The following is a 12,333-nucleotide window of genomic DNA, read 5'->3' as shown; positions in this document are numbered from 1 at the left end:
TGCTCCCACACGTGCTCAAGGCACCTCCGGCATTCAGCTTGCCATTCACCGCTCTCACTCCAGATTCTAATCCCCTCTCAAGACACAAGCGGCCTTGTGTCGCGAAAGGGCCGCGAAGCGGCCCCAGGGTTTCAGCAGCGATGCACACATCATGGGGCTGCTACGCAGCCCTTTCGCGACACAAGGCCGCTCCCACACGGCCGTACTTCACTGAAAGAGTGGTGCTATCAGGCGAACTTGGCCCGGGCCGCATGCAGCTTCTTGTAGCTCTCGATCAGGCGCAGATGGCGGTCGAGGCCTTCGAGCTTCATGCTGGTCGGGGTCAGGCCATAGAAGCGCACGCTGCCGTCCACCGAACCGAGCACCGCATCCATACGCGCGTTGCCGAACATTCGCCGGAAGTTGGCCTCGTAGTCGTCCATCTCCAGCTCATCGTCCAGCAGCACCTCCAGCACCACATTCAGCGCCTGGTAGAACAGCCCGCGCTCGACAGTGTTGTCGTTGAACTGCAGGAATGCCTCGACCAACTCCTTGGCATCCTCGAAGCGCTGCACTGCCAGGCAGATCAGCAGCTTCAGCTCAAGAATGGTCAACTGGCCCCACACTGTGTTCTCGTCGAACTCCACGCCAATCAGCGTGGTGATGGTGGTGTAGTCATCCACATCGCAGTTGTCCAGGCGTTTGAGCAGCAGCTTCAGCGGGCGGCTTTCAAGGTTGTGCAGGTTGAGGATGTCGGCACGGAACGACAAGGCGCGGTTGGTGTTGTCCCAGATCAAGTCCTCGACCGGGTAGATCTCCGAGTAGCCCGGCACCAGGATGCGGCAGGCAGTGGCGCCAAGGTTGTCGTACACCGCCATGTACACTTCCTTGCCCAGGTCTTCGAGGATGCCGAACAGGGTCGCGGCTTCCTGCTGGTTGGAGTCCTCGCCGTGGCCGGAGAAGTCCCATTCGACAAACTCGAAGTCGGCCTTGGCACTGAAGAAGCGCCACGACACTACGCCGCTGGAGTCGATGAAGTGCTCGACGAAGTTGTTCGGTTCAGTCAGCGCGTGGCTTTCGAAGGTCGGCTGCGGCAGGTCGTTCAGGCCTTCGAAGCTGCGGCCCTGCAGCAGTTCGGTAAGGCTGCGCTCCAGCGCCACTTCCAGGCTTGGGTGGGCGCCGAACGAGGCGAACACGCCGCCAGTGCGCGGGTTCATCAAGGTCACGCACATGACCGGGAAATCACCGCCCAGCGAGGCATCCTTGACCAACACCGGGAAGCCCTGCTCTTCCAGGCCCTGGATACCGGCAACGATGGCCGGGTACTTGGCCAGCACTGCTTGCGGCACGTCCGGCAAGCACAGCTCACCCTCAAGGATTTCGCGCTTCACCGCGCGCTCGAAGATTTCCGACAGGCACTGCACCTGCGCTTCGGCCAAGGTGTTGCCGGCGCTCATGCCATTGCTGAGGAACAGGTTTTCGATCAGGTTGGACGGGAAGTACACCACCTGCTCGTCGGACTGGCGCACGAACGGCAGCGAACAGATGCCACGCGCAGTGTTGCCCGAGTTGGTGTCGTACAGGTGCGAGCCACGCAGCTCACCGTCCGGGTTGTAGATTGCCAGGCAATGCTCATCGAGGATTTCGGCCGGCAGCGCATCACGTGGGCCAGGCTTGAACCACTGCTCGTTCGGGTAGTGCACGAACGGCGCATTGGCCAGGTCCTCGCCCCAGAACTGGTCGTTATAGAAGAAGTTGCAATTCAGGCGCTCGATGAACTCGCCCAGCGCCGAGGCCAGCGCGGCCTCCTTGGTAGCGCCCTTGCCGTTGGTGAAACACATCGGCGACTGCGCGTCGCGCACGTGCAGCGACCACACGTTGGGCACGATGTTGCGCCACGAGGCGATCTCGATCTTCATCCCCAGCCCGGCGAGGATGCCCGACATGTTGGCGATGGTCTGCTCCAGCGGCAGGTCCTTGCCGGCGATATAGGTACTGGTGTCCGACACCGGCATCAGCAGGCCCTGGGCATCGGCGTCGAGGTTGTCGACCACCTCGATGACGAACTCGGGGCCGGTCTGCACCACCTTTTTTACCGTGCAGCGGTCGATGGAGCGCAGGATACCCTGGCGGTCCTTCTCGGAAATGTCCTCGGGCAGCTCGACCTGAATCTTGAACACCTGGTTGTAGCGGTTTTCCGGGTCGACGATGTTGTTCTGCGACAGGCGAATGTTTTCGGTGGGGATGTCGCGAGTCTGGCAGTACAGCTTGACGAAGTAAGCCGCGCACAAGGCCGAAGACGCCAGGAAATAGTCGAACGGGCCTGGGGCCGAACCATCACCTTTGTAGCGGATCGGTTGGTCGGCGATCACCGTGAAGTCATCGAACTTGGCTTCGAGACGGAGATTGTCGAGAAAATTGACCTTGATTTCCATGCGGGATTACCGTGATTTAAGCGTGCAAAACGAAATTGGCCGGCATTATCCGGGTTTTCGTTGCGGAAGTCCTGCTCAACTCCGAATGCGGTCTTTATTTGTGGGAGCGGCCTTGCGTCGCGAAAGGGTCGCGAAGCGGCCTACTAAAAATCGCGAACAGTCCTTCTTGCGCATTCCACCGGATTGCTTGCCTGATCCTCTGAACCTGACCCCGCCAGCAGACCAGCGGTTGCCCCCCTGTGCTAGCGTTTCTCAACTGGGGAACAACGTATTCCCCAAGCAGAAAATACATAGCGACAACAACCGATGACTGGCAGGTGAACCATGGAACTACGCATCAACCAGAAGACCTACCAGGTCGAGGCGGACGCCGACACCCCCCTGCTATGGGTGATCCGCGATGACCTGGGGCTGACCGGCACCAAGTATGGCTGCGGCCTGGCCCAATGCGGCGCCTGCTCGGTGCTGGTGGACGGCAACGTGGTGCGCGCCTGCGTTACGCCGGTAGCCGGCGTGGTCGGGCGCGAGGTCACCACCATCGAGGCGATAGAGGCCGATGCCGTCGGCAAACGCGTGGTCGCCGCCTGGGTCGAACACCAGGTGGCCCAGTGCGGCTACTGCCAGTCTGGTCAGGTGATGGCGGCCACGGCGCTGCTCAAGCACACCCCCAAGCCCAGCGATGCGCAGATCGACGCAGCCATGGTCAACCTGTGCCGCTGCGGGACCTACAACGCCATCCATGCCGCCGTGCATGACCTGGCTCAAGGGGAGCAGGCCTGATGAACACGCCAGTCGATACCCCCGCCGAACTGCTCAGGCTGCAATTGGGCGAAACGGTCAACCTGTCGCGTCGGCGCTTTCTTACCGGTACCGCAGTCGGTGCCCTGGTGCTGGGTTTCGGCATGCCCATAGGCTCGGGCCGCGTGCAGGCAGCGGCCGCAGCAACCCCGGAACGCGGCACCCAGGTGCCGGCGTTTCTGGAGATCCGCCCGGACGGCACGGTGCGCCTGCTCAGCCCGTTCATGGAAGGCGGGCAAGGCCCGTTCACCGCCATGGCGCAAATCGTCGGTGAAGAGCTGGATGTGGACCCGGCCAATTTCGTGGTCGATAGCGCACCACCGGGCGAAGCCTACGTGGTGATGGAAAACGGCATGCGCATCACCGGCGGCAGCATGTCAGTGCGCATGAGCTACCCGACCATGCGCCGCCTGGGCGCGCTCGCCCGGGCCATGCTACTGCAGGCGGGCGCCGAGCAACTGGGCGTGCCGGTCGAAGAGCTCTCCACCACACCGGGCAGTGTGGTACATACCACGACTGGTCGCTCCGTACCCTATGGTGAACTGGCCGGGCGTGCCATGGACCTGCCAGTGCCCGACCCGGCCAGCGTCAAGCTGCGCGACCCCAGCCAGTTTCGCTGGATCGGCAAGCCCGTACGCCGCCTGGATGCCTACGACAAGTCCACCGGCAAGGCCCAGTACTGCATCGACATCAAGGTCGACGGCATGCTCCACGCCGCCGTGCAACACGCGCCGCGCCTGGGCATGACCGTGGGCGGCCTGCGCAACGAGGAGCAGGTCAAGGCCATGAAAGGCGTACATTCGGTGCATCAGCTACCGGGTGCTGTAGCTGTGCTCGCAGAACGCTGGTGGCACGCCAAGCGCGCGGTGGAGGCGATCCAGGTGGACTGGAAAGAACCGGCCGCCGACAGCAAGGTACGGCCGATGCCAGCCGACTTCTCCAGCGATGGCTGGCGCGAGCACCTGGCTACGGTGCAGGGACCGGCCCGCGATGAGGAGAACGAAGGCGACATCGCTGGCGCCTTGGCCAATGCCAAGACCAAGGTCGAGGCCAGCTACCACAACCAGTACCTGAACCATGCCCAGCTGGAGCCACCGTCTGCCCTGGCCCGCTTCAACCCGGACGGCACCCTCGACGTGTGGCTGCCCAACCAGGCACCGGACATGTTCCGTGACGACATTGCCAAACGCACAGGCCTGGAAACCCGGCAAATCAACCTGCATTCGCCACTGCTGGGCGGCTTCTTTGGCCGCCACTTCCTCTACGACTCGGCCAACCCCTACCCACAGGCCATTGCCCTGGCCAAAGCGGTTGGTCGGCCGGTGAAGCTGATCTGGAGCCGCGAAGAGGAATTCCTGCGCGATGTGCTGCGCCCGGTCGCAGTGGTGAAATTCCGCGCAGGGCTGGATGCCGACGGCATGCCGGTGGCTATCGAAGCGGTGAGCGCCACTGAAGGCCCGACCGAGGCCATTGCTGGCAAGCAAGGGGACAAGATCGACCCGACCGCACTTGAAGGGCTGTCGGGCAAGTCCTACGCCATCGCCAACAAGCGCATCGCTCAGATCTACGTCAAAGGCCCGGCCATGCTCGGTTACTGGCGCTCTGTGGGCAACTCGCTGAACGACTTCTTCTATGAGTCATTCCTCGACGAACTGGCCGACAAAGGCGGCAAGGACCCATTCGAACTACGCCTGCACCTGCTGCGCGACAACCCACGCCTGACCAACTTGCTGAATGCGGTCGCCGAGTTGTCTGGTGGCTGGAAACGCGGGCCGTTCACCGCCGAGGACGGCAGCAAACGGGCGCGCGGCGTGGCCATGGCCTCACCGTTCGGCTCGGAAGCGGCAGTCATTGCCGAAGTGTCGATAGAGAACGGCCAGGTCAAGGTACACGACATCTGGCAGGCCATCGACCCAGGCAGCATCGTCAACCCGGCGATCATCGAGCACCAGGTCAATGGCGCCGTCGCCCTAGGCTTGTCGCAAACCCTGCTGGAGGAGGCGGTGTACGTCGATGGCAAGCCACGCGCGCGCAATTACGACCTGTACCCGATCCTGCCGCCTTCGCGCATGGCCCGGGTGCATGTGCGCATCGTTGAGAGCGGGGCGAAGATGGGCGGCATTGGCGAGCCACCGTTGCCCGCCGTGGCCCCGGCGGTAGCCAACGCAGTCGCGCAGCTCACCGGCCAGCGTGTACGCAGCCTGCCATTAAGCCGCCATACCTTCAGCTAGCGCACAAGGGGCACCCCATGACCCATCGTTTCGCAAGAACCGCGGGCTGGCTGGCGCTGCCGTGCCTGGTCGCGGCAGGCCTGCTGGCCTGGTATGTCACCCGCGAGCCCGCCACGCCCTTTGCCGGCAAGCAGGCCGTTGCTGCCGACCCGGTGCTGGTCAGCCGTGGCGAGTACGTGGCCCGGCTCAGCGATTGTGTGGCCTGTCACAGCCTGCCCGATGGCAAACCGTTCGCCGGTGGGCTGGAAATGGCCACCCCGCTGGGGGCGATCCACGCCACCAACATCACTCCAGATCACGACAACGGTATCGGCAACTACAGCCTGGCCGACTTCGACCGCGCCGTACGCCAGGGCGTCGCGCCCGGTGGCCGGCGGCTGTATCCAGCCATGCCCTACCCGTCATACGCCAAGCTCAACGATGACGATGTAAAGGCGCTGTACGCGTTCTTCATGCACGGCGTGCAGCCGGTAAAACAGGCCAACCTGGCCAGCGACATCCCCTGGCCGCTGAACCTGCGCTGGCCCATCGCGGTGTGGAACGGCCTGTTTGCAGCCACCACGCCGTACGCAGCCCAAGCCGGTCAGGATGCGCAATGGAACCGTGGCGCCTACATTGTCCAGGGCCCTGGCCACTGCGGCAGCTGCCACACGCCGCGCGGCCTGGCCTTCAACGAGAAGGCCCTGGATGACAGTGGCAAGCCGTTCCTGGCCGGCGCCCTGCTCGATGGCTGGTATGCCCCAAGCCTGCGCGCCGACCACAACTCCGGGCTGGGGCGCTGGAGCGAGGCCGACATCGCCCAGTTCCTGAAGACCGGGCGCAACCGCCATGCGGTGGTGTTTGGTTCGATGACCGAAGCGTTCAACAACTCCACGCAGTTCATGAGTGACGACGACCTGGCTGCCATCGCCCATTACCTGAAATCGCTGCCCGGCGACCCGCAGCGCGATGGCGCACCCTGGCAGTATCAGGCCGAGTCGGCGGCCGCGCGGCTCGACAGCCCAGGTGCGCATACTTATGTGACCCGCTGCGCATCGTGCCACGGCCTGGACGGCAAGGGCCAGGCCGAGTGGATGCCGCCGTTGGCCGGGGCGACTTCGGCACTGGCCAGGGAGGACGCCTCGGCGATCAACATCACCCTTAACGGCTCACAACGAGTGGTAACTGGCGGGGTGCCCGATGCCTATCGCATGCCGGCTTTCCGCGAGCAGTTGGGCGACCAGGAAATTGCCGATGTGCTGAGCTTCGTACGCAAGGCCTGGGGCAATCACGGTGGTGCGGTGAATGCACAGGCGGTGAGCAAATTGCGTGGGCATACTGATCCGGCCAGCAGCAGCCCGATCATTTTGCATATGCGCTGAATCAGGGGATGACGGTGCTGGCCTCTTCGCGGGTGAACCCGCGGCTACAGGTATAGCGTCGCTCTCCGGAGCTGTGGAGTACTTGTGGGAGCGGGTTTACCCGCGAAGAGGCCGGCACAGCCACCTCGAAATTCAGGTTGCAACGGAGCCCCTATGGAAAGCATCGACCTGTTGGTCCTGCGCACCACCCGAGACTGGCTAGCCGCCGGCCATAGCGCCCTGCTCGCCACCGTCGCCCGTACCTGGGGCTCCTCCCCTCGCCCGGTCGGCTCGATGATGGCCCTGCGCAGCGACGGCCGTGTGGTCGGCAGTGTCTCCGGCGGCTGCATCGAGGACGACCTCATCCACCGCTACACCAGCGCCTACGGCGGCCCCGGCCTGCCCGGCGGCCAGCCGCAGGTGGTGCGCTATGGCGTAAGCGCCGACGAAGCCCACCGCTTCGGCCTGCCCTGCGGCGGCACCCTCGAACTGGTGCTGGAATTCACCCCCTCACTACCACACCTGGAACAACTGCTGGCCTGCCTCGACCGCGGTAGCCTGGTACGCCGCGAGCTCGACCTGCGCAGCGGCGCAGCCAGCCTCACCGCCACCGGCACACCGGAACTGTTCAGTTTCGATGGCCAGCGCATGCTCAGCACCCTCGGCCCCGGCTACCGCCTGCTGCTGATCGGTGCCGGCGCGCTGGCCGAATACCTCGCCACCATGGCCCTGTTCAACGGTTTCAGCGTATCGCTGTGCGACCCGCGCCCGGAATACACGGCAGGCTGGAATGTTGCCGGTGTCAAGCTGCTGGCCGGCATGCCAGACGACGTGGTTCGCGCCTTCGCCGCAGACGTTCGTAGCGCCATCGTTGCCGTCAGCCACGACCCCAAGCTGGACGACCTGGCCCTGCTTGAAGCCCTCCACAGCCCGGCGTTCTACATTGGCGCCATCGGCTCGCGGCGCAACAGCCAGCTGCGCCGCGAGCGGCTGATCGAACACTTCGGCGAAAGCGAAACCTCGTTGCAGCGCCTGCACGGCCCCATTGGCATCTACATCGGCAGCAAGACCCCAGCCGAAATCGCCGTCAGTGTCATGGCCGAGATCCTCGCGGCAAAGAACGACGTCAGTTTGCCCAGTGCAGTGAGCATCACCGGGGCCAAGCTCGCCCGGGAGACCACGCATCAACAATGCCCGACCAGCTGACGCGGCCCCTGTGGGAGCGGCCTTGTGTCGCGAAAGGGCCGCAAAGCGGCCCCGGCAATATTCACGGCGAAGCTGCAAATGTTGGGGGCGCTGCGCGCCCCTCTCGCGACACAAGGCCGCTCCCACAAAGACCGCGTGCTGTGCACCTCTGGCGTTGCTTACTGCCACCGCTCCAGGTTCTGCTTCAGCAGCTGCTCCGGCAGCGACCCAGCCACGATTTTTGCCATCTCCCGCGCCAGCGCCTCTCGCAGCTGCGGCTGGTTGCAGGGCGAATCATGCGACAGCGCCAAGTACAGGCCTTCGCTGGACACCGGCGGCTGCAGCACCTGCACGGCGCCTGCGATCCCCAGCGTGCGCGCCAGCGCCATGCCGGGGTATTGTTCGTACACCACATAATCGCTGCGCTTGTGCATGAGCTTCTCGAACGCCTGCCTGGCACTGGGCACCGCTTCGAGGGTGAGGTTGGCCCTGGCATAGTCGTCAAACTGCTGGCCATGGCTGTTGTTGACCAGGGTCCCGCCTTTGCGGCCCTTGAGATCGGCCCATTGCCGATAGGCAAAGGCATGCTCCTGGCGCACCCAGACCACGCTGGGGGTATGCAGGAATGGTGGGGCGACGAAGTCCATCTGTTGCTGCCGGGCCTGGGTCATGAAGTACCCGGCCAGCAGGTCGATCCGGCCCGTGCGCACTTCCTCTTGTGCCCTCGACCACGGCCCGCCATAGACCACTTCAATTTCCAACCCCAGCTGCTTGCCCAGGTACTCGAGCAGGTCGGCATTGGCACCGATCAGTCGCTGGGGGTTTTGCGGGTCGCGCCAAAGGTAGGGGGGGTATTCAGGGTTGCCAGTGGCGGTCAGTCGTCGGCAAGCCTCATCCGCTACGGCAACCAGCGGCAGTAGCAACAGGCACAGCGACAGCAACAAGACGTGGCGAAAGCAACGCTCGATCATCGACAACCCTCGGCACATGTAACATCCCGCGACCCTGCGTGGTGGCCAAAGGCTGCCACCTCCTGTGGTCAACTGCAGCATCCCTGTGGGTGTGCTTTGGATAGTCTGGACCATGAGCGGCCAGTGGGCTGGCCTTTCATCGGCCATGTGTCGCGATTGGGCCGCAAAGCGGCCCCTAAGGCCTCAGGCCCCCTGACGCCGCATCGCCAGGATCGCCGCGCCAAAGCCGATGAAGGTCGTGCCCACCACCCGGCTCACCCAGCGCGACAACGACGGCCGGGTCAACACCCCCTTGGCCCGTGCAGCCAGTGCGGCATACAAACTCAGCGAAGTCAGCGACAAGGCCACGAATATCCCGGTCAGGGTCAGGAACTGCGGCAGCAACGCCGCCCCTTGGTCGATGAACTGCGGGAACAGTGCAGTGAAGAACATGGTCGCCTTGGGGTTGGTCACCGCAGTAAGAAAGGCCGACTTGTAAAGCTTCAGCGGCGTGGGCCGGACCTTGGCTATACCCTCTGCGTCGCCTTGCCCCAGCATTGGGCTCTTTTTCAGCAATTGCCGCGCCCCGAGATAGAACAGGTAGCCCGCCCCCAGGACCTTCACGGCATTGAACAGCATTTCGGAACTGGCCAGCAGTGCGCCCAGCCCCAACATGGCCGCAGCCGATAAACAGAACAGGCCAGTACCATTGCCCAGCGACGACCAGATCGTGCTGCGCTGGCCATGGGCCAGGCTGTTGTTGATGGCCATCAGCGTGGCAGGGCCAGGGCTGGCGATCGCAATGGCAGCGACCAGGGTAAACGCGAACAGCGAGTGAGCATCCATTTACAGGCTCGTCAGGCAATCAGGAAAGGCCGCGTGCAGGGAACGCAGGTGTTGAGGTCTTTGGCGATGCCACCACTCAGCCAGGCATTTCTGCCCGTGCACGCTCGGCAGCGCCCTGGAACACCTGGCGTACTTCTTCAGCCTTGGCTTTGCTGACCGACCTGGCAGCCAGCAGTTCATCGATCACACGAATGCACTGGCCCAGGGCGGTGTCCAGTTGCTCAGCGTCGGAGGCGTCAGCGATATCACCCAGATAAGGAGCGATGAGGTACACGTAACGGTCCTGCAGCTTGAGCGCTGCCAGCGCGTCGAGGGCTTTCTGGAACCGATCGGCAGCGGCAGGGCTCATGCTCAATTTATCGAAATGGATCAGGCTCACACGGTCAGTGGCCATTTTGACGAATCTCCGTTTCCTGGTACGGCCAGGTCCACAAGCAGCAGCGCTTCTACGGTGCTCGGTTGTGCGGGCCCGGGTAATGCCCATCAGGGTACCAGAAGCCGAGGCAGAAAGGGCCATTGCCCCCAGAACTAAAAGTATTTGCCAAGTCGCGCAATGGACGCCCCAGGGCGTAATCGGGACAGGAGCCGGCGTTTCCTGCGCAGGATAATCGCGCCAGCAATCCACCCCGCCGAGGCCGTCATCGAACTCGGTAGCCCACACAACAACAAGCCTGCGCCTGCAGGTAAGCCACAAGGGGCCTCATCATTCATGGCAAAGGAACACATCACCGAAACACTCGACCTTGGCGTGACGGACCCCTCGAAAACCGCAGAAGCCCGCCAGGACCGGCATTTCGAGGGCAAGCTCGACTGGATCGTCTTTGGTTTCACCAGCCTCCTGGCAATTGCGTTCGTCCTCTGGGGCTTCCTCAACCAGGCCAGCCTCGCCAGCAGCGCCTCCAGCGCGCAGTCCTGGGTCATTCTCAACTTTGGCTGGTTCTTTGTCCTCACTTCCACCCTGTTCGTGGTGTTCGTGCTATGGCTGGCCGCCAGCCGTTACGGCAGGGTGCCGCTGGGCCGTGATGGCGAACAGCCAGAATTCCGCACGGTGTCCTGGGTAGCAATGATGTTCAGCGCCGGCATGGGCATCGGCCTGATGTTCTTCGGCGTTGCCGAACCGCTGTCGCACTACGTGTCGCCGCCGCCCGGCTCAGCCACAGGGCAAACCAGCGAAGCGATGCAGGTAGCCATGGCCACCACCCTGTTCCACTGGACCCTGCACCCTTGGGCCATGTACGCCATCGTTGGCCTGGTGATTGCCTACGGCACCTTCCGCCGTGGCCGTTCGCAGCTGATTTCTGCCGCCTTCCGGCCGTTGATCGGCAAGCACGCCAACGGCCCGCTCGGCCGCCTGATCGACATGATGGCGATCTTCGCCACGCTGTTCGGCTCGGCGGCATCGCTGGGCCTGGGCGCATTGCAGATTGCTGGCGGCCTGGAATACAACGGCTGGATCGCAAGCCCCGGCAAACTGTTCTACATCTCGATCATCACCCTGCTTACCATTGCCTTCGTCACCTCGGCGGTGTCGGGCATCGGCAAGGGCATCCAATGGCTGTCCAACACCAACATGGTATTGGCGCTGGTGCTGGCGGTGTTCGTATTCATGGTCGGCCCGACCCTGCTGATGCTCAACCTGCTGCCAACCTCAATTGGCATCTACATCAAGATGCTGCCGGAAATGATGGCCCGCACCAACGCCAGCGGCGGGGAGCAGATGAACAGCTGGCTGGCCGGCTGGACCGTGTTCTATTGGGCCTGGTGGATTTCCTGGACGCCGTTCGTCGGCATGTTCATCGCCCGCATCAGCCGCGGCCGCACCATCCGCCAGTTCGTCACTGGGGTACTGCTGGTGCCAAGCCTGGTCAGCTTGGTGTGGTTCACCATTTTCGGTGGCGCGGCCATTGACGCCCTGCGCGAAGGTGCTTTCCAGCTGGCCAACGGCGCGGTCAACAGCAACCATGCGCTGTACCAGTTGCTGGACAGCTACCCGCTGGCCTCGGCAACTTCGGTGCTGGTGATGATCCTGGTGGGCATCTTCTTCGTTTCGGGCGCCGACGCGGCCTCACTGGTGATGGGCACACTGTCGGAACACGGTACCACCACGCCGTCACGGCGTACGGTGATCTTCTGGGGCGCACTGACCGGTACGGTAGCGGCGATCATGCTGGCAATCGGCGACCCGCGAGACCCCGGCGAGGCGCTGACCGGGCTGCAGAACCTGACCATCGTCGTGGCCCTGCCGTTTGTGGTGGTGATGGTGCTGCTGTGCCTGGCGCTGTACCGCGACCTGCGCAAAGACCCGATGATGCTGCGCCACCTGCGCGGCAACGAGCTGATCGAAAAGGCCGTGCTGTATGGGGCGGTGAAGCATGGCGAGGAGTTTTATATCGTGGTGCAGGAGAAGAAAGCTTCGGTGAAGACGGCGACGGCAGAGGCCGAAGCAAGCGGCACCTGATCGGTCCAATCAGAGGAACCGGGGGCTGCGTTGCAGCCCATCGCCGGCAAGCCAGCTCCCACAGGCTCTATGCTGTCCTTGAGGGCTGCGCTATCCCTGTTGGAGCTGGCT

The 12,333-nt window shown here is 63.6% G+C and carries 9 protein-coding genes; 5 read left to right on the top strand and 4 right to left on the bottom strand.

Annotation, left to right across the window (positions count from 1 at the left end; translation table 11 throughout):
* Positions 1-227 precede the first annotated feature (227 nt).
* Positions 228-2,414, bottom strand: a complete 2,187-nt coding sequence (locus ABE456_RS26565) for an OsmC domain/YcaO domain-containing protein (RefSeq protein ID WP_346646574.1) — start codon at positions 2,412-2,414, stop codon at positions 228-230.
* Positions 2,415-2,738: 324 nt separating this feature from the next.
* Between ABE456_RS26565 and ABE456_RS26560 the strand changes: the two genes are divergently transcribed.
* The 4 genes from ABE456_RS26560 to ABE456_RS26545 all read left to right on the top strand — a co-directional run bounded on the left by ABE456_RS26560 (position 2,739) and on the right by ABE456_RS26545 (position 7,989).
* Positions 2,739-3,194, top strand: a complete 456-nt coding sequence (locus ABE456_RS26560; RefSeq protein WP_012271943.1) for a (2Fe-2S)-binding protein — start codon at positions 2,739-2,741, stop codon at positions 3,192-3,194.
* Positions 3,194-5,443, top strand: a complete 2,250-nt coding sequence (locus tag ABE456_RS26555; RefSeq protein WP_346646573.1) for a molybdopterin cofactor-binding domain-containing protein — start codon at positions 3,194-3,196, stop codon at positions 5,441-5,443. The genes ABE456_RS26560 and ABE456_RS26555 overlap by 1 nt, the downstream gene beginning before the upstream one ends.
* A 17-nt stretch (positions 5,444-5,460) precedes the next feature.
* Positions 5,461-6,804, top strand: a complete 1,344-nt coding sequence (locus ABE456_RS26550; protein ID WP_346646572.1) for a cytochrome c — start codon at positions 5,461-5,463, stop codon at positions 6,802-6,804.
* A 153-nt stretch (positions 6,805-6,957) separates the two neighbouring features.
* Entirely contained in the window at positions 6,958-7,989 is a 1,032-nt protein-coding gene (locus tag ABE456_RS26545) for an XdhC family protein (protein ID WP_346646571.1), read from the top strand.
* Between the two features lie 158 nt (positions 7,990-8,147).
* Here ABE456_RS26545 and ABE456_RS26540 read toward each other — a convergent pair whose 3' ends face one another.
* The 3 genes from ABE456_RS26540 to ABE456_RS26530 all read right to left on the bottom strand — a co-directional run bounded on the left by ABE456_RS26540 (position 8,148) and on the right by ABE456_RS26530 (position 10,158).
* A complete protein-coding gene (locus ABE456_RS26540; RefSeq protein ID WP_346646570.1) occupies positions 8,148-8,939 on the bottom strand; it encodes a transporter substrate-binding domain-containing protein in 792 nt (263 codons plus the stop codon).
* A 183-nt stretch (positions 8,940-9,122) separates the two neighbouring features.
* Positions 9,123-9,764 (bottom strand): LysE family translocator, encoded by a 642-nt coding sequence (locus ABE456_RS26535; protein ID WP_346646569.1) that lies wholly within the window; start codon positions 9,762-9,764, stop codon positions 9,123-9,125.
* Positions 9,765-9,840: 76 nt separating this feature from the next.
* On the bottom strand, positions 9,841-10,158 hold the full coding sequence (locus ABE456_RS26530) for a hypothetical protein (RefSeq protein ID WP_346646568.1): 318 nt from the start codon (positions 10,156-10,158) through the stop codon (positions 9,841-9,843).
* A 315-nt stretch (positions 10,159-10,473) separates the two neighbouring features.
* Here ABE456_RS26530 and ABE456_RS26525 point away from each other — a divergent pair, with 315 nt between their 5' ends.
* A complete protein-coding gene (locus ABE456_RS26525) occupies positions 10,474-12,222 on the top strand; it encodes a BCCT family transporter (protein ID WP_346646567.1) in 1,749 nt (582 codons plus the stop codon).
* Positions 12,223-12,333: the final 111 nt, after the last annotated feature.

The sequence above is a fragment of the Pseudomonas sp. TWI929 genome (genome assembly GCF_039673335.1).
Classification (GTDB): Bacteria; Pseudomonadota; Gammaproteobacteria; order Pseudomonadales; family Pseudomonadaceae; genus Aquipseudomonas.
The sequence above is the reverse complement of the archived record's forward strand: the minus strand, read 5'-3'. Positions and strand labels throughout refer to the sequence as shown.